The following is a 17,119-nucleotide window of genomic DNA, read 5'->3' as shown; positions in this document are numbered from 1 at the left end:
GAAAAAGTGGCGGGAGAACCGCCACTCGGTACGAAATTGCAATCGCAAAACTCTGGGAGGATAAAATGCGACGGCATCTTATGACAACGACGGCAGCGGTGCTGCTGGCTCTGACCGGCTCCGCCTATGCCGGCACCGAGGAGGCAAAGCAGTTCCTCGACAAGGAAGTCGGCGAACTCTCGACGCTTTCCCGCGCCGAACAGGAAAAGGAGATGCAATGGTTCGTCGATGCGGCAAAACCGCTTGCCGGCCTGGACATCAAGGTCGTCTCCGAAACAATCACCACGCATGAATACGAATCGAAGGTGCTGGCTCCGGCCTTCACCGCAATCACCGGCATCAAGGTCACCCACGACCTGATCGGTGAAGGCGACGTGGTTGAAAAACTGCAGACCCAGATGCAATCCGGCGAGAACATCTATGACGGTTATGTCAACGATTCCGACCTGATCGGCACCCATTGGCGTTACCAGCAGGCCCGCTCGCTCACCGACTGGATGGCGGGTGAAGGCAAGGACGTCACCAACCCCGGCCTCGATCTTCAGGATTTCATCGGCCTGAAGTTCACGACCGCACCGGACAAGAAGCTCTACCAGCTGCCGGACCAGCAGTTCGCCAACCTCTACTGGTTCCGCTACGACTGGTTCAACGACGCCAAGAACAAGGCCGATTTCAAGGCCAAGTATGGCTACGAGCTCGGCGTGCCGGTCAACTGGTCGGCCTATGAGGATATTGCCGAGTTCTTCACCGGCCGCGACGTGGGCGGCAAGAAGGTCTATGGTCACATGGACTACGGCAAGAAGGATCCTTCGCTCGGCTGGCGCTTCACCGACGCGTGGCTCTCCATGGCCGGCAACGGCGACAAGGGCCTTCCGAACGGCCTGCCTGTCGACGAATGGGGCATCAAGGTCAACGAAAAGTCGCAGCCGGTCGGCTCCTGCGTCGCACGCGGCGGCGATACCAACGGCCCGGCGGCCGTCTACTCCATCCAGAAATATCTCGACTGGATGAAGGCCTATGCGCCGGCCGCCGCCCAGGGCATGACCTTCTCGGAGTCCGGACCCGTGCCGGCTCAGGGCGAAATCGCCCAGCAGATGTTCATGTACACGGCTTTCACCGCCGACATGGTGAAGGCAGGCCTGCCTGTCATGAACCAGGACGGCACGCCGAAATGGCGTTTCGCTCCGTCTCCGCACGGGGTCTACTGGAAAGACGGCATGAAGCTCGGCTATCAGGACGTCGGCTCCTGGACGCTGATGAAGTCCACGCCCACCAACCGCGCCAAGGCGGCCTGGCTCTATGCCCAGTTCGTCACCTCGAAGACCGTGGACGTCAAGAAGAGCCATGTCGGCCTCACCTTGATCCGCGAGAGCACCATCCGGCACAAGAGCTTCACGGACCGCGCGCCGAAGCTCGGCGGCCTGATCGAGTTCTATCGTTCACCGGCCCGCGTCCAGTGGTCGCCGACCGGCACGAACGTGCCTGACTACCCGAAGCTCGCGCAGCTCTGGTGGCAGGCGATCGGCGACGCGTCCTCGGGCGCCAAGACGGCCCAGGCCGCCATGGACTCCCTTTGCGCCGAGCAGGAAAAGGTCCTGCAGCGCCTGGAACGCGCCAAGGTCCAGGGTGACATGGGTCCGAAGCTCGCCGAGGAACACGACCTCGCATACTGGAACAAGGAGGCGGTCGCCAAGGGCAACCTCGCTCCCCAGCTCAAGGTCGCCAACGAGAAGGAAAAGCCCGTCACCGTCAACTACGACGAGCTCGTAAAGAGCTGGGCTGACACCAAGAAGTAAAGCCGGTTCGCCGGGCGCTCAACGCGCCCGGCGGCCACCGACTGCAAGGTCCCTGTCGCCGGGGCCGCTTGAACCTGGATGGACGGCCTGCCGCAGCTCAGCTGCCCAACCGTTCCTTCCGGAACGCAGCCGACACCGTCTCCGCGGCCAGCTTCGCCGTGCTCGCGTCGGTCCGGTAGTTGCTTACGGAAATCCGCATGACATCCATCCCTCTCCACCTGGCTCCGGTCACGAAGATCGTTCCCTCGCGCTGCAACCGCGCAATGGTTCTTCTCGTCACCTCGTCGGCATCGGTGGTCGAGAGATCCGAGCCGAAGCGGCAGATCACCTGATTGAGGTCGACGTCGTTCAGGATCTCGATCCCCGGCTCGCACGACAGATGTTCGGCAATGATCCGCGCGGCGGAACAGCAACCTTCGACGAGACGGGCGATGCCGTTTCGGCCGAGGTGCTTCATCATTGCCCAGGTCGCGAAGCCGCGTGCTCGCCTCGAAAGCTCCGGCACGTAGTGTGACGGGTCCCGCTCCCCTTCCGCCGCGATGGGGAGGTAGCTGGCAGCGATCGTCATGGCGCGCCGGTGGGCGACTTCGTCCCTTACAATCGCATAGCCGCTGTCATAGGGGGTCTGAAGCCACTTATGGCCATCGGTGGCCCAGCTATCCGCCAACTCCACTCCAGGACAAAGATGCCGTGTCAACGGCGAAGCTTTGGCCCATAAACCGAATGCGCCGTCCACATGCACCCAGGCATCCCTGCTCCTCGCGACCGGGATAAGTTCCGCGAACGGATCGAAAGCTCCGGTGTTGATCTGCCCGGCCTGAAGGATGGCGATTGTTGGACCAGCCGCCTTGTTGACCACCCCCTCGAAATGCCCGGCAAGAATACGCCCCTGTCCGTCTGTGGCGACCCGGACGACGCGATCATGCCCAAGTCCCAGGAACTGCAAGGCTGAGAAAACGGTGGTGTGGGCATCGTCACCAACGACAACGGTGATCGGCGGCGCACCGAATAGCCCGTCTGCATCGACGTTCCAGCCAGCACGGTGAAGCACCTCGCCTCTCGCGGCGGCCAGGCAGCTGAAATTTGCCACCGTCGCTCCCGTGACGAAACCCACGGAAGATTGAGCAGGCAGGCCCAGAACGTCCAGGAGCCAGGTGGCTGCCACCTTCTCGAAAGACGCGGCGGCAGGGGACGCGGTGTGATTACCGGCATTCTGTCCCCAGGCGCTTGTCAGGAAGTCTGCCGCCACGCCCATCGGATGTGAGCCGCCGATCACCCAGCCGAAAAAACGCGGGCCCGTCATGCGATGGAGACCCGGCTCGGCCTTTTCCACGAGATGTTGAAGGACGTCCTCCATCGCAAGCGTCTCCTCCTGGAGATCTTCGACGAGCGTCGCCAGACATTCCTGGTATTGCAGTTGCGGCCGGTGGAGCTGAGGATCTGTCTGGCGAAACCCGGCGGCCAGATGCGCCGCCTGCGCGAAAAGTGCGTCTATGCCCTCAGCCATGGACCCTACCTCCGTGTCGTCGGGACTGGGCAGCTATCTGCGCCAAGCTACCACACGATGCGCAATTCCCCTAACCTCGCAGTCCCGTCATCGACTGATGGGGCGATAAATGGCCCTTTGGGCTGAAAGGCAGCTGGTGCGTGTGGCGGGAAAGTGGAGCGGGTGAAGGGAATCGAACCCTCGTATTCAGCTTGGGAAGCTGCTGCTCTACCATTGAGCTACACCCGCGTCGGTCTGCAGATTTCCAACAGACGGCATCGACTGTCAAGCCGGAGGTGGTGTCAGACGCGAAAATGCTTCGAGAGCTTCAGGCCCTGTGCCTGATAGTTCGAGCCGAGGCCTGCGCCGTACATGCCTTCGGGTTTTTCCAGCATATGTTCGTAGACCAGGCGGCCGACGATCTGGCCGTCTTCTAGGATGAATGGCACCTCGTGGCTGCGCACTTCGAGCACCGCCCGGCTGCCACGGCCTCCGGCCGCCTCATGACCGAAGCCGGGATCGAAGAAACCGGCATAATGGACGCGGAACTCGCCGACCAAGGGATCGAAGGGCGTCATCTCGGCGGCATAGAGCGGCGGGACATGCACCGCCTCGCGCGATACAAGGATGTAGAACTCATCGGGATCGAGGATTAGTTCGTTGCGGCCGCGGCTGTAAAGCGGCTCCCAGAAATCGAAGATGTCGTGCTGCGCCTTCTTGTCGACATCGACGACGGCCGTGTGGTGTTTGCCGCGATAGCCAATCAGGCCGACGCTGTCGCCGGAAAGATCGATCGACAGGGCGATGCCGCCACCCGAGACATTCGGCTTGGCGGAGGCGACTAGGGTTTCGTCGTTGTGGAGCTGCAGGAGATCCGGCTCACCAAGCAGCGCGTTGCCGACGCGGAAACGGATCTGCGACAGGCGCGAACCGCGGCGCACCACGATCGGGAAAGTACGCGGCGAAATTTCCAGGTAGAGTGGACCGGAGTAGCCGGCCGGGATCTTGTCAAATTCCTGCGCGTAGTCGGTGATGACGCGGGTAAAGATATCGAGCCGGCCGGTGGAGCTTTTCGGATTGGCGGAGGCAGACATATTGGCCGGCAGGTCGAGCCGTTCCATCAGCGGCACGATATAGACGCAGCCGGTTTCCAGCACCGCGGCTTCGGAGAGGTCGATCACGTGCAGCTTCAGCCGATCGAGCTTGTCGGAGACCAGGCTCGTCGGACCGGGCATGAAGCTCGCGCGGACGCGGAATGCCTTGGCGCCTAGGCGCAGGTCGAGGCTGGCGGGCTGAACCTGATCCAGGTCGAGCTCCCGCTCGGAAATCAGCCGTCCACTGTCGAAAAGCGCCGCGATCGCGCGGTCCGCCAAGATTCCTGTTTCGCGAGCCATCATGTCTCTCTTAAAGTTTTCGACGCGACAAAACCAAATGCGAGCCATTGACGCAAGCGGGGCGCGGCGCTATGCCAATCTTATCCCGTGGTGATTTGGCCGGTCGGCTTGCAGCCACGTTAAATAAGTGGCTAAAAAGACCGGGTGCGAAACCGGTCTGCTTATGCGACCGGTTTTTTTGTTCTGAAAGAGGACACGCATGACTAACAAATGGCGCCCGGCAACCCAGCTCGTACACGGCGGCACGTTGCGTTCGCAATATGGCGAAACCTCGGAAGCGATCTTCCTGACCCAGGGTTTCGTCTATGACACGTCGGAAGCGGCCGAAGCCCGCTTCAAGGGCGAGACGGACGGCTTCATCTACGCGCGTTACGGCAGCCCCACCAACGACATGTTCGAAAAGCGCATGTGCATGCTGGAAGGCGCCGAAGACGCACGCGCCACCGCCTCGGGCATGGCGGCCGTCACCGCCGCGATCCTCTGCCAGCTGAAGGCCGGCGACCATATCGTCGCGGCCCGCGCCCTGTTCGGCTCCTGCCGCTGGGTGGTCGAGACGCTCGCTCCGAAATACGGCATCGAATGCACACTGGTCGACGGACGCTTCCTCGAAAACTGGGAAAAGGCGATCACGCCGAAGACCAAGGTGTTCTTCCTGGAAAGCCCGACCAACCCGACGCTCGAAGTGGTCGATATTGCCGGCGTCGCCAAGCTCGCCAACCAGATCGGCGCCAAGGTCGTCGTCGACAACGTGTTTGCGACCCCGCTCTACCAGAAGCCGCTGGAACTCGGCGCGCATATCGTCGTCTACTCCGCCACCAAGCACATCGACGGCCAGGGCCGCTGCCTCGGCGGCGTCGTGCTGTCCGACAAGGCCTGGATCGACGAGAACCTGCACGACTATTTCCGTCACACCGGGCCGGCGATGTCGCCGTTCAATGCGTGGACACTGCTGAAGGGCATCGAGACCCTGCCGCTGCGCGTCAAGCAGCAAACGGAAAGCGCGTCGAAGATCGCCGATTTCCTCGCCGACCAGAAGCAGGTGGCCCGGGTCATCTATCCCGGCCGTAAGGACCATCCGCAGGCAGATATCATCGCCAGGCAGATGAAGGCCGGCTCGACGCTCGTCTGCTTCGAGCTGAAGGGCGGCAAGGAAGCGGCCTTCAAGTTGCAGAACGCGCTGGAAATCATCAAGATTTCCAACAATCTCGGCGATTCCAAGAGCCTGATCACCCATCCGGCGACCACGACGCACAAGAACCTCACGGACGAGGCCCGGGCCGAACTCGGCATCTCGCCCGGCACCGTGCGCCTGTCGGCCGGCATCGAGGATACAGACGACCTGATCGAGGATTTCGCCCGGGCGCTTTCCAAGGCCGGCGTGTAAGCGTTCGCTTTTCGAGATAGTGGCCGGGGTGGTGGATCGACCAGAAATTCACCATCCCGGTTATCCTTAACTTCAACAAATGCTCACACTCGGTTGTTCAAACCGCGAGATTTCTTGACGTTGCGGCGCCTCTGTACAATATCGAACCAAGTTAGATTTGTTGAGGTGTCGCATGTATCGCGCCCGGACAAGAGATATCGATGTCGCCGTCGAACCCTACTATCTGGAGGAGCAATCCAATCCGGAAGAGAGCCGCTATGTCTGGGGCTATCGCATCGTCATCGAAAACCATTCGACGCTCACCGTGCAACTGGTGCATCGCTACTGGCACATCACCGACCAGAACGGCATCGTCGACGAAGTGGACGGGCCGGGGGTCGTCGGCGAGCAGCCGCGGCTGAAGCCGGGCGACAGCTACGAATATTCCTCGGGCTGTCCTCTCGACACGCCATCCGGACTGATGTTCGGCCATTACGACATGCAAACCGATGAAGGCGAGACCTTCGAGGTGACGATCCCGGCCTTCTCGCTGGATTCACCAGGCCTGATGCGCGTCCTCAACTAAACCGCGCTACCGACGACAACCTACAGGTTATGGGTGGCGTCGGTTTTTCTATTTGTTACCCCTTCCCTCCTGCGGCATCTTGACCTGGTCAACCGGTCTTTGGGAGGAGAACTTGATGACACGATCGCTTCAGCGGGCCTTTCTGCTGGCGCCCTGCGCCTTTCTGGCGGTTGCGGCCTTCACCCCGGCACTCGCACAAAACAAGAGCAGTTTCATCGATCAGAAGGACAGGCCGGATTTCGCTTCCGCCACCGTGTCGCCGCAGATCGCCTGCGGCATGCTGAACGGCCAATCCTTTGCCGAGGTCACGGCGCTGAAAGCCACGCATATGGCCGGCGTGGGAACGGTCCCCGGCCATTGCCAGGTGACCGGCTATATCCGGCCGCAGGTTCGCTTCGAGATCACCCTGCCGGACAACTGGAACCGGCGGCTCTATATGTTCGGCAATGGCGGCTACGCGGGCGAGGACCTTGCGGCACCTTCACGGGTCGCCACCCGCAATGCGGCGCTTTCGAAAGGCTTCCTCACCGTCCAGCAGAATACCGGCCACGATGCGGCCGCCTACAAGCTCGGGGATTTTGCGCAGGACCTTGGCCTCTTGATCGACTACGGTTCACGCGCGGTGCATGTGACGGTCGACACCGCCAAGGCGATTGCCGCGCGTTATTACGACCGGCATCCCTCCTTCTCCTACTGGGATGGCTGCTCGACCGGCGGACGCCAGGGCCTGATGGCGGCGCAGCGTTATCCGGGCGATTTCGACGGCATCCTCGCCGGAGCTCCGGTTCTCGATCTCACCAATACGCAGATCTGGGGCGTCTGGAATGCGCGGGCTCTGCTCAAGGCGCCGATCAACCGGGCTCAGCTTCCGGTGCTCGCCAAGGCGGTGATGGACAAATGCGATGCGATCGACGGTGCCAGGGACGGGCTGATCGCCGATCCCCGTCAATGCAATTTCGATCCGGCCAAGGACCTGAAGACCTGTGAGGCAGGAGGTACCGACTGCTTTACGCCGGCGCAGGTGGAAACGCTGAAGACGCTCGCCGGCGGGGTCAAGATCAAGGGGGAGACGATTTTCCCGGGTGTACAGTTCGGCACCGAGGGTGTCGATCCGACCGGTGTGAGCGGCTGGGACATGTGGATGGTATCCGAGCAGGGGCCGAGCCGGCAGCTGGCCTATGGCGAGACCTTCGTCAAGAATATGGCGATGCTGCCCGCCTCGGGAAAGGCGATCGACTGGAAGACGTTCGACTTCGATAGCGAATATCCGAAGATCGGCGCGATCCGCGAGATCGTCGATGCCACCAACCCGGATCTCAGCGAATTCCAAAAACGCGGTGGGCGGATGATCACCTATTTCGGCTGGTCCGACCCGGCGCTCAACCCAATGATGGGCGTCAACTATTATGAAGCCGTCCGCAAACAGATGGGCGCCGAGCGGACGGCGGAGTTCTACCGCCTGTTCATGGTGCCCGGCATGTTCCACTGCACCGCGGGCTACGGCACGGATGTCTTCGATGCCTTCACGCCGCTGATGGACTGGGTGGAGAACGGCAAGGCACCGACGGTAATCCAGGCGAAGCAGATCAAGGAAAACAAGCCGGTGATGACGCGGCCGCTCTGCCCCTATCCTCAATCAGCCAGATATTCCGGCAGCGGCGATCTGAAAGACGGCGCAAACTTTGAATGCAAGATGCCTTGACGTGAAAACGGCGGGAGGAAACTCCCGCCGTTCGATGATCAGGCTGCGGCGAATTCATCCGCCTTGTAGCGATAGGTGGTCGAGCAGAACTCGCAGGTGACGGCGATCTCCCCGTCTTCCTCGCTCGCCTCGATCTCCTCGGCAGAGAACCCCGAGAGAACACCCTTGATCTTGTCGCGCGAGCAGCTGCAGCGATCGAACACCGGGTGCGGCGCATAGACCCGCACGCCGCGCTCATGGAACAGGCGAAACAGCAGCCGTTCGATTGCAACCCGCGGGTCTGTCAGCTCGTCGGTGTCTATCGTTTCCACCAGCGTGCGGGCTTCGGCCCAGGAATCGTCCTCGGTGAACTCGAAATCGCGCTCGTCACCATCGCCGCCATGCAGGTCCGGCTGGCGCATGCGCTCAGGCGCGTGCGGCAGGAACTGCGCGACAAGCCCGCCTGCCCGCCAGTTGTGACGCGGCTTGCCATCGGCATCGCGGTCGAAGAGTTCGGCAACGCCCAGGCGGACCCTGGTCGGGATCTGCTCCGACTGACGGAAATAGACGCCGGCAATCTCCTCGAGCGATGAGCCGTCCATCGGCACGATGCCTTGATACGGCTGCATGCCGCGGCCCTGGTCGATGGTGAACGCAAGCACTCCCTGCCCGAGAAGATCGGGCGGCGAAGTTTTGCCTTCCTCGACAGCAGCGGCCAGCGCCTCTTCATCATAACGGGCATAGGCACGAAGGCTGTCGGGCGTCGAGAAATCCGCGACCAGCAGATCGACCGGGCCGTCTCCCTTGGTCTGCACCGTGAACTTGCCATCGAATTTCAGCGAGGTGCCGAGCAGGGCCGTCAGCACGATCGCCTCGGCAAGCAGCCGCGCGACCGGGCCTGGATATTCGTGACGGCTGAGGATGGAGTTGAGCAGCGGCCCGAGCTGGACCGCACGGCCGCGCACGTCGAGACCTTCCACCTGGAAGGGAACGACCCGATCGTCTCCGGCAAAGTCGAGTTCGTTGAGTTCCACAGTCGCTTCCGCCATGACTTCACTCCTTCGCGCCGACCCAAACCTTTACACAAGCGCCAGCCCAAGCGGAACCGCTGGCCGGAGGAAAAGACGTCGACGATGTGTGTTGAAACGCCAGTCCAGAAGACGGCGTATTGTTGAAAGCCGACAAATGGGGGATTGCGGGGCGGAAATCAAGGTTGATTGCCGCCGCCGGCTCTCCGCGTCCTCCATCCGGGACGTTGAACTCAGACGGCGCCGAAGCACCAGGCGAGAATGGACTTCTGCGCGTGCAGGCGGTTTTCGGCCTCGTCGAAGACGACCGACTGCGGCCCGTCGATCACCTCGTCGGTGACTTCCTCGCCGCGATGGGCCGGCAGGCAATGCATGAACAGCGCATCCTTGTCGGCACGCTTCATCAGGTCGGCATTGACCTGGAACGGCTGGAAGACGTTGTGGCCGCGTGCCTTGTGCTCCTGGTTCATCGACACCCAGGTGTCGGTGACGATGCAATCGGCGCCTGCAACCGCCTTTTCGGCATCATGGCAAAGCATGATGTTGCCGCCGTTGTTGCGCGCCCAGTTGAGGAACTTGTCGGAGGGCTCCGAGCCCATCGGCACCGCCATGTTCATGCGGTAGCCGAAACGGGCAGCACCTTCCACGAAGGAATGCAGCACGTTGTTGCCGTCGCCGGTCCAGGCAACCGTCTTGCCGGCGATCGGCCCGCGATGCTCCTCGAAGGTCATGATATCGGCCATGATCTGGCAGGGATGCGTGTCGTCAGTCAGGGCGTTGATGACCGGCACGGTCGCGTGTTCGGCAAGCTCCAGCATGCGGGCGTGATCCGTGGTGCGGATCATGATCGCATCGACGTAACGCGACAGGACCTTGGCCGTATCGCCGATCGTCTCGGCGCGACCGAGCTGCATCTCGGTACCCGACAGAAAAAGCGTTTCGCCGCCGAGCTGGCGCATGCCGACATCGAAGGATACGCGGGTGCGCGTGGAGGGCTTTTCGAAGATCATCGCCAGCATCTTGCCGGCGAGCGGCTTTTCCGCAGTACCGGCCTTGGTCGCCTGCTTACGGACCTTCGCGTCGTCGAGGATAGCCCTGAGATCAGCCGCGGAAACGGCGGAAAGATCGAGAAAATGCTTGGGAGATGCCATTTGATGTTCCCTGTGAAGCGGGAAACCTGCAACGGCGTCCCCCTTTTGCCCGCTCAGGCCGATTTTTTCATCTCGGAAGCGGAAAGCTTTTCCGCCGCCCTCTCGATACGGGCAAGCCCTTCTCGGGCTTCCTCCGCCGTGACTGTGAGCGGTGGCAGGAGACGCACCACATTGTCGCCGGCCGGAATGGTCAGCATGTATTCGCCGCGTATGGCGGCAACCAGATCACCCGCGGGCACCTTCGCCTTCACCCCGAGCAGCAGGCCTTCGCCACGAATGTCCTCGATGACGTCCGGGAAGCGGTCCTTGAGGCTCGCGAGCCCCTGCCGCAGCACCAAGGCGACGTCGCGGACGTTTTCCAGGAAGCCGTCGCCCAGGATCACGTCGAGCACGGCATTGCCGACCGCCGTGGCGAGGGGATTGCCGCCGTAGGTCGTGCCATGGGTGCCAGCGGTCATGCCGGACGCGGCGTCCGCCGTGGCAAGGCACGCGCCGAGCGGGAAGCCGCCACCGATGCCCTTGGCAAGCGCCATGATGTCCGGCGCCACACCCGCCCACTCATAGGCGAACAGCCTGCCGGAACGGCCGACGCCGGTCTGCACTTCGTCGAAGATCAGCAGCAGACCGTTGTCGTCGCAGACCTGGCGCAACGCCTGGAGGAATTCCTTCGGAACCGGCCGGACACCGCCCTCGCCCTGGATCGGCTCGATCAGAATAGCCGCGGTCGCATCGGTGATCGCAGCCTTCAGGGCGTCCATGTCGCCGAACGGCACCTGATCGAAGCCTTCGACCTTCGGGCCGAAACCTTCGAGATATTTTGCCTGGCCGCCGGCGGCGATGGTCGCCAGTGTACGGCCGTGGAAGGCGCCTTCGAAGGTAATGATATGGAAGCGCTCCGGATGGCCCTTCACGAACTGATAGCGGCGCGCGGTCTTGATGGCGCATTCGAGCGCCTCGGCGCCGGAATTGGTGAAGAACACCTTATCCGCGAAAGAATTGTCGGCGAGACGACGCGACAGCGTCTCCTGGCCCGGCTGTTCGAAGATGTTGGACGTGTGCCAGACCTTGTCGGCCTGCGCCTTCAGCGCGCCGACGAGGTGCGGGTGGCCGTGACCAAGCGAATTGACAGCGACGCCGGAGCCGAAATCGAGATATCGCTCCCCACTTTCCGTCACAAGCCATACGCCCTCGCCGCGCTCGAAACGCAGCGGAGCCCGGGCAAAAGTGTCGAAAAGCGCGGCTTCAGCCATGGCGACATCACTCCTCTAGGCAGTCCAGAAAGGCCCATGGAAGGGGCCGAAAAAATCAAAAATGCCGCCCACTGGGCGGCGGGGGCACTATCGGGGTTTAGGCCATCAATGTCAACAAAGCTCGGCGTTTTGGGCAGGCCCGGGCCGGAAAGCGGCAGGCGCCGGCCAATGTGACAAAAATGACTCTCCCGGACAGCAAGTTGGGGAAAACCACGAAATCGATTCCCGCAGATTCCCCCGACTCTTGCCACGGAGTCAGCCTCACACTAGGTTAAAGATCAATTACTAGACTGCATGCGGCGGAACTAGTCACCTCAAGCATAGATATAGTGGGTGCTGCGAAATGAATTTCGCAGCAAAGGTGGAAGGATTCTGCATGCCAGCAACGTTCAAAGGCGGAGAACGGGCATGAACTGGACAGACGAGCGTGTCGAGAAGCTCAAAAGATTATGGTCGGAGGGCCTCAGCGCCAGCCAGATCGCAGCGCAACTTGGAGGCGTAAGCCGAAATGCCGTTATCGGCAAGGTGCACCGTCTCAGCCTGCCGGGCCGGGCGAAAGCCGGCGGCACGGTAGCGACGGGCCGTTCAGCTGCGGCCAAGCGCACGACATCGGCGCCGCGGGCTCCGAATTATGCATCGCGCGTCACGACCCGGACCGTTACCCGCGCCGTCGGCGCGACGATGGTCAAGGAAGAGGTCGAAATCGAACCCTATCAGGAGATGGAATATCGTCCCGCCTCCAACGTGGTGGTGCCGATCTCCCGTCGCCTTGCATTGACCGAGCTTACCGAGCGCACCTGCAAGTGGCCGGTCGGGGATCCGCTCAAGGACGACTTCCACTTCTGCGGCTGTGAATCCCCGGATGCATCGCCCTATTGCGGCTATCATGCAAAGCTCGCCTACCAGCCGGTCAACGAGCGCCGCAAGGTTGCTGCTCGGGTCTGAGCGGCGGCGCGACACGAGGACAAGATCGAAGGCGGGCTCAGGCCCGCTTTTTTGTTGCGCATGGCAGATATGCCGGCCAAGCCTTGCTCCGGATCGGCATTGCACCTATCTGAAAGACGGTGAGGACGACCTCCCCCATTCGGGCAAAAACTCCGGGACGACCCGGAAAGCACCCAGGAGGTCATCATGCGCTCGACTCGCGACCGTATCCGCCATGCCATCAGCTTCGAACTGATCGGGCTCGCTCTCATCACACCGCTCGGCGCCTTTGCCTTCGACATGCCGGCCGCCGATATCGGCGTGGTCGGCATCGGCAGTGCGACGATCGCCACCGGCTGGAACTATCTCTACAATCTCGGCTTCGACCACCTGATGCAGCGCTTTACCGGCGGCACGCAGAAAAACACCGCAATACGCGTGGCGCATGCGGTGCTGTTCGAACTTGGCCTGCTGATCGCGCTTCTGCCGCTGATCGCCTGGTATCTCGGCATCAGCCTCGTCCATGCGCTGACGATGGACGTGTCGTTCGCGGTCTTCTACGTGGTCTATGCCTTCGTGTTCAACTGGGCCTATGACCGCATCTTTCCGCTGCCGGAATGGCAACGGCAGACAGAGGCGGCCTGACGCCGCTCCTCGAGGTTTCTATCGAATAATCCGCGCCGCGAACGGTGCGGATGACACCCTGCATGTTTGGAGAAATTGAGCGCCTCCCCGAGGCGCCGGACATGGGACGTCGATAGCACTCCCTTTTGTCAGAACCTGACGGTGAACTCGCTTCCCTTGCCGACTTCCGACTTCACGATCAGGCGGGCTCTGTGGCGGGTCAGGATGTGCTTGACGATTGCAAGGCCGAGGCCGGTGCCTTTCTTGGAACGGCTGTCGGCCACGCTGACCCGGTAGAAGCGCTCGGTCAGCCGCGGAACGTGTTCGGCCGGAATGCCCGGCCCCTGGTCGACAACGGTCACTTCCACCGGATCGGAAGCGCCGTTCCTGAGGTAAACGTCGACGAACTTGCCTTCCTGGCCGTATTTGCAGGCGTTCTCGATCAGATTTTCGAAAACCTGAACTAGCTCGTCGCGGTCGCCCAGCACTTCCACCTTGCCTTCCGGCAGATGCGTGCGGATTTCCACCCCGAGGTCGTCGGCGAGCGGTACCAGCGCGTCCCGCACATGACCGATCAGCGGCTTCAGGTCGATCGTCTGGTCCGGTGCGATATGGGATTTGAGCTCCAGACGCGACAGCGACATGAGATCGTCGACAAGGCGGCTCATGCGTGTCGCCTGGTCGAACATGATGGCGAGGAACCGCTCGTGCGCGGCAGCGTCGGAGCGCGCCGGCCCCTGCAGGGTCTCGATGAAGCCTCGCAACGAGGCAAGCGGGGTACGCAGCTCATGGCTGGCATTGGCGACAAAATCCGAACGCATCCGATCGATGCGGCGCAGTTCCGAAATGTCCCTGAAAGAGAGGAGATAGAGCTTCTGCGCCACTCCGTCGGAGCTTTGCTGGACCGGTTGGCCGAGATCGATCGGCGCGATGCGCAGGGTATAGACGCGCTCGGAAGGCAACCGCTCGGAATGCTCGATCTGGTTGGGCTCATCAGTCGCGATGGTTTCCCGCACCATGTCGAGAATGCCGGGGGACCGCAGCCGGGCCGAAAGATGCGAACCTGGAGAAAGGATGCCGAAGGCCTTCTCGGCCGCCTTGTTCTGGTAGAGGACGGTTATATCATCGCCCAGCACGAAAGCCGGAATGTCCAGCGCGCTGAGCGTCGCTGCCACTTGGGGCAGCGGCTGGAAGCCAGATCGCTCTTCCTCGACGATCACCGGGGCCGGCGGCGGAAGGACGGCAGGCTTGCGACCAACAACGACCAGCACCAAGAGCAGCCAGCCCACCAGGACGCCCACCCAGTCCATACCGATCAGGAACGCGATCATCGCCAGCAGGGTCAGAAGCAGCAGCAGAGCGCGTTCCTGGCGGCCTCTCGCAACGAGCGTGCCCAGACCCCGACGCCATTTCTCCAGTACCGACTCCACAGACAGACTCGCAGCTTTCACAGGTTGAACACGCGCTCATATATCCCTTGCATGACAGATATACATCGCTTCCGTTGGGATATTGGAAAATTGGCGCTATCCGGAGAGTAGCGGAATTTCGAACTTGCGTTACATATCGGCTACCGCCCCGTACGGCGGATCGATCGGAGGAAGCACTATCATGGCGGATAAAACCGAAAGCCGGGCAGTCAGCATCGACATCAACGGCAAGCTCAAGCAGTTCGATATCGACGACCCGGTGCTGCCGGCGTGGATCGAGGAGCATGCGCTTAGCTCCGGCGGATATCCCCATGACGACAAGTTCGACAAGGACAAATACGCAAAGCAGCTGGAAAAGCTGCAGGTCGAACTCGTCAAGGTGCAGTTCTGGCTGAAGGCGACCGGCAAGCGGATGATGGCGCTGTTCGAGGGCCGCGACGCGGCCGGCAAGGGCGGCACGATCTTTTCGATCAATGCCTATCTCAATCCGCGTTCGGCCCGCGTGGTGGCGCTCAACAAACCGACGGAGACCGAGGCCGGCCAATGGTATTTCCAGCGCTACATCTCGCATTTCCCGACATCGGGGGAGATCGTGCTGTTCGACCGCTCCTGGTACAACCGGGCCGGGGTCGAGCCGGTGATGGGCTTCTGCACGCCGGAACAGTACAAGGATTTCATGAAGGCGGTTCCGCGCTTCGAGGACACGATTTCCGACGAAGGCATCATCTTCTTCAAGTTCTGGCTGGATATCGGCCGCGAGATGCAGCTCAAGCGTTTCCATGACCGGCGGCACGACCCGCTCAAGATCTGGAAACTGTCGCCGATGGATATCGCCGCGTTCAACAAGTGGGACGACTACACCGAGAAGCGCGACGCGATGCTCGAAAGAACCCACAACAAGGAGACCCCGTGGGCGGTCGTGCGTGCCAACGACAAGCGCCGCGCCCGCCTCAACGTCATTCGCCATATCCTGCTATCGCTCGACTATGAGGGCAAGGACAAGGACGCTATCGGCGAGATCGACGACAAGATCTTCGGTTTCGGCCCGAAGTTCCTGAGATAAAGGTCATTGGCCGGGCAGGATGCGCACCGAATAGAGCAGAACCGCCCGGTCCGCGCCGTCGATACCGCTGTTGAAGATCAGGCGGCCGGGCCGGTTGGGGGCAAGCGACCGCTCGAAGGTCACCCGGAAGAGCGCCTCCAGCTTCTCCTGCGTTGCCGTAAAGCGATGACGGCTGCAGTTGCCGAGGCTTCCGAAATCGCAGCGGACCGACAGCTGCACGGAACTGTTCTGCCCCGACTGCAGGGTCAGGGCCACCGTCGAGCTCTTGCCGGCCATTTCGCGCAGCACTTCCGGCGGCACTTCGACCGAGACATCGCCGCCGTCGCCTGACGTTGCCGATGCGATGCGCACGGCCTGCCCTTCCGATGCGGCCACTGCCTCGACTTTCGCCTGGCCGCCGGCTTTCATTTCCGCCGCCTTGGCGGGCACGAAGATCTCCACCCATTCGTCGGAAAAACCGCGGCGCGGATCGAAGGCGACCGGGCCTCCCGCCGCCTGGCCGGCGACCGAGCGGTCGGCCGACTTCATCGCTTCTTCGACGATCGACTGCACCAGACCGGATTGATAGAACCACCAGCAGGCGCCGCCGACCACGCCAAGGGTGATAACCCAGGTCAAGAGATGCGACAGGAAACCCCGACGCTTTCGCGGTTTGGCGGCCCGTTCCGGGGGAACGTCCAGGCCGCTATCTGAGGACGGGCGGGCGTTCCTGTTCGGCTTGCCCGGCTTTGCGGCTTTCGCCGGAGGTTCCGGCTGGAATTGCTCGGCTTCGATCCGCTCGCCGCGCGCGGGGCTGACGCCGCCGAGATCGCCGGAGGAAATCGCCGCAGCAGCAGATGGAGCGCGCGCCTCACCCGAAACGGTATCGATGGACGGAGCGACAAGCGAAGGTGCCGCCGGCCGTTGCGGCGCTTCCGGCCGCGGGCTGGCTGGCATGACCGGAGACTCCACCGCCATGGGTTCCGCGGCGTATGGCAGTTCCGGTTCGAGCTCCACGGCAGGTCCCGGCGCCGGTTCCACCAGACGCTCGACTTCCGCCATTTCGATCTCGTGAATCTTCCGCTCCAGGAGTTCATGCTGCTGCATGATGATCAACCGGTCGGTAACGCCTTGCTTGCGAAGGCCGGCGTCCAGTGCCTGGCGCGCCGACTGATAAATACGCGCCCTGATCTCCCGGTCCGCCCGGTTCGAGCGATCCAGTGCGTTTCTGATGGCCGTTTCCAAACCGCTCACTGCCGGTCCTTCTTCATCGTCATTCCCACCGCGCGGGAGTTTACGTTTCGGTAACCCCTCCGCCGCGGAACTGCAAGCACCGCCTTCGACTGCACCATGGCGAAAAATAA

14 protein-coding genes, 1 tRNA gene and 1 riboswitch are annotated in these 17,119 nt (G+C 62.1%); of the genes, 7 read left to right on the top strand and 8 right to left on the bottom strand.

Going from position 1 to position 17,119, the window contains the following annotated elements:
* Nucleotides 1-65: 65 nt before the first annotated feature.
* Nucleotides 66-1,796, top strand: coding sequence for an ABC transporter substrate-binding protein (locus C5J24_RS09665; protein ID WP_105404051.1), 1,731 nt, complete (start codon nt 66-68; stop codon nt 1,794-1,796).
* Between the two features lie 97 nt (nt 1,797-1,893).
* Here C5J24_RS09665 and C5J24_RS09660 read toward each other — a convergent pair whose 3' ends face one another.
* The 3 genes from C5J24_RS09660 to C5J24_RS09650 form a co-directional block, all read right to left on the bottom strand.
* Nucleotides 1,894-3,303 (bottom strand): aspartate aminotransferase family protein, encoded by a 1,410-nt coding sequence (locus tag C5J24_RS09660; RefSeq protein WP_105417482.1) that lies wholly within the window; start codon nt 3,301-3,303, stop codon nt 1,894-1,896.
* Nucleotides 3,304-3,457: 154 nt separating this feature from the next.
* A tRNA-Gly gene (locus tag C5J24_RS09655) sits at nt 3,458-3,531 on the bottom strand.
* A 53-nt stretch (nt 3,532-3,584) separates the two neighbouring features.
* Nucleotides 3,585-4,679, bottom strand: a complete 1,095-nt coding sequence (locus C5J24_RS09650; protein WP_172717201.1) for a 2'-deoxycytidine 5'-triphosphate deaminase — start codon at nt 4,677-4,679, stop codon at nt 3,585-3,587.
* 74 nt (nt 4,680-4,753) lie between these two features.
* A riboswitch (SAM riboswitch) is annotated at nt 4,754-4,832 on the top strand.
* A 43-nt stretch (nt 4,833-4,875) separates the two neighbouring features.
* Between C5J24_RS09650 and C5J24_RS09645 the strand changes: the two genes are divergently transcribed.
* The 3 genes from C5J24_RS09645 (at nt 4,876) to C5J24_RS09635 (ending at nt 8,327) form a co-directional block, all read left to right on the top strand.
* Complete coding sequence (locus tag C5J24_RS09645; RefSeq protein WP_105417480.1) at nt 4,876-6,060, top strand: O-succinylhomoserine sulfhydrylase; 1,185 nt, start codon at nt 4,876-4,878, stop codon at nt 6,058-6,060.
* 172 nt (nt 6,061-6,232) lie between these two features.
* Nucleotides 6,233-6,625, top strand: a complete 393-nt coding sequence (gene apaG / locus C5J24_RS09640) for a Co2+/Mg2+ efflux protein ApaG (protein ID WP_046603197.1) — start codon at nt 6,233-6,235, stop codon at nt 6,623-6,625.
* Nucleotides 6,626-6,740: 115 nt separating this feature from the next.
* Nucleotides 6,741-8,327 carry a tannase/feruloyl esterase family alpha/beta hydrolase gene (locus tag C5J24_RS09635; protein ID WP_105417478.1) on the top strand — a complete coding sequence of 529 codons (1,587 nt, stop codon included), beginning with the start codon at nt 6,741-6,743 and terminating at the stop codon, nt 8,325-8,327.
* Nucleotides 8,328-8,365: 38 nt separating this feature from the next.
* Here C5J24_RS09635 and C5J24_RS09630 read toward each other — a convergent pair whose 3' ends face one another.
* From C5J24_RS09630 to C5J24_RS09620, 3 genes are all read right to left on the bottom strand, one after another.
* Nucleotides 8,366-9,355: an Hsp33 family molecular chaperone gene (locus C5J24_RS09630; protein ID WP_105404047.1), complete on the bottom strand. Its 990-nt coding sequence runs from the start codon at nt 9,353-9,355 to the stop codon at nt 8,366-8,368.
* Nucleotides 9,356-9,567: 212 nt separating this feature from the next.
* Nucleotides 9,568-10,485, bottom strand: coding sequence for an ornithine carbamoyltransferase (gene argF / locus C5J24_RS09625; protein ID WP_105417476.1), 918 nt, complete (start codon nt 10,483-10,485; stop codon nt 9,568-9,570).
* A gap of 53 nt (nt 10,486-10,538) precedes the next feature.
* On the bottom strand, nt 10,539-11,735 hold the full coding sequence (locus tag C5J24_RS09620; RefSeq protein ID WP_046603194.1) for an aspartate aminotransferase family protein: 1,197 nt from the start codon (nt 11,733-11,735) through the stop codon (nt 10,539-10,541).
* Nucleotides 11,736-12,143: 408 nt separating this feature from the next.
* On the opposite strand from C5J24_RS09620, the gene C5J24_RS09615 reads away from it, so the two are divergent.
* Together C5J24_RS09615 and C5J24_RS09610 are read left to right on the top strand one after the other, a co-directional pair.
* Complete coding sequence (locus tag C5J24_RS09615) at nt 12,144-12,680, top strand: GcrA family cell cycle regulator (protein ID WP_046664813.1); 537 nt, start codon at nt 12,144-12,146, stop codon at nt 12,678-12,680.
* Nucleotides 12,681-12,866: 186 nt separating this feature from the next.
* Entirely contained in the window at nt 12,867-13,304 is a 438-nt protein-coding gene (locus C5J24_RS09610) for a PACE efflux transporter (protein WP_105417474.1), read from the top strand.
* Between the two features lie 128 nt (nt 13,305-13,432).
* Here the strand turns inward: C5J24_RS09610 and phoR are convergent, their stop codons facing one another.
* Nucleotides 13,433-14,614: a phosphate regulon sensor histidine kinase PhoR gene (gene phoR / locus C5J24_RS09605; protein WP_105417663.1), complete on the bottom strand. Its 1,182-nt coding sequence runs from the start codon at nt 14,612-14,614 to the stop codon at nt 13,433-13,435.
* A gap of 280 nt (nt 14,615-14,894) precedes the next feature.
* Between phoR and ppk2 the strand changes: the two genes are divergently transcribed.
* A complete protein-coding gene (gene ppk2, locus C5J24_RS09600) occupies nt 14,895-15,776 on the top strand; it encodes a polyphosphate kinase 2 (RefSeq protein ID WP_105417472.1) in 882 nt (293 codons plus the stop codon).
* Between the two features lie 3 nt (nt 15,777-15,779).
* Here ppk2 and C5J24_RS09595 read toward each other — a convergent pair whose 3' ends face one another.
* Nucleotides 15,780-17,009, bottom strand: a complete 1,230-nt coding sequence (locus C5J24_RS09595; protein ID WP_105417470.1) for a hypothetical protein — start codon at nt 17,007-17,009, stop codon at nt 15,780-15,782.
* Between the last annotated feature and the right edge of the window lie 110 nt (nt 17,010-17,119).

Source organism: Neorhizobium sp. T25_27 (assembly GCF_002968565.1).
Taxonomy (GTDB): domain Bacteria; phylum Pseudomonadota; class Alphaproteobacteria; order Rhizobiales; family Rhizobiaceae; genus Neorhizobium; species Neorhizobium tomejilense.
Note: the sequence above shows the minus strand (reverse complement) of the source record. Positions and strands in the feature narration are given on the sequence as shown.

Coding starts and splice junctions, on each gene's coding strand:
- C5J24_RS09620 (WP_046603194.1), bottom strand. CDS start 11,735: ATGGCTGAAGCCGCGCTTTTCGACACTTTTGCCCGGGCTCCGCTGCGT.
- C5J24_RS09630 (WP_105404047.1), bottom strand. CDS start 9,355: ATGGCGGAAGCGACTGTGGAACTCAACGAACTCGACTTTGCCGGAGAC.
- C5J24_RS09645 (WP_105417480.1), top strand. CDS start 4,876: ATGACTAACAAATGGCGCCCGGCAACCCAGCTCGTACACGGCGGCACG.
- C5J24_RS09650 (WP_172717201.1), bottom strand. CDS start 4,679: ATGATGGCTCGCGAAACAGGAATCTTGGCGGACCGCGCGATCGCGGCG.
- apaG (WP_046603197.1), top strand. CDS start 6,233: ATGTATCGCGCCCGGACAAGAGATATCGATGTCGCCGTCGAACCCTAC.
- argF (WP_105417476.1), bottom strand. CDS start 10,485: ATGGCATCTCCCAAGCATTTTCTCGATCTTTCCGCCGTTTCCGCGGCT.
- C5J24_RS09615 (WP_046664813.1), top strand. CDS start 12,144: ATGAACTGGACAGACGAGCGTGTCGAGAAGCTCAAAAGATTATGGTCG.
- phoR (WP_105417663.1), bottom strand. CDS start 14,614: ATGATCGCGTTCCTGATCGGTATGGACTGGGTGGGCGTCCTGGTGGGC.
- C5J24_RS09665 (WP_105404051.1), top strand. CDS start 66: ATGCGACGGCATCTTATGACAACGACGGCAGCGGTGCTGCTGGCTCTG.
- ppk2 (WP_105417472.1), top strand. CDS start 14,895: ATGGCGGATAAAACCGAAAGCCGGGCAGTCAGCATCGACATCAACGGC.
- C5J24_RS09660 (WP_105417482.1), bottom strand. CDS start 3,303: ATGGCTGAGGGCATAGACGCACTTTTCGCGCAGGCGGCGCATCTGGCC.
- C5J24_RS09610 (WP_105417474.1), top strand. CDS start 12,867: ATGCGCTCGACTCGCGACCGTATCCGCCATGCCATCAGCTTCGAACTG.
- C5J24_RS09635 (WP_105417478.1), top strand. CDS start 6,741: ATGACACGATCGCTTCAGCGGGCCTTTCTGCTGGCGCCCTGCGCCTTT.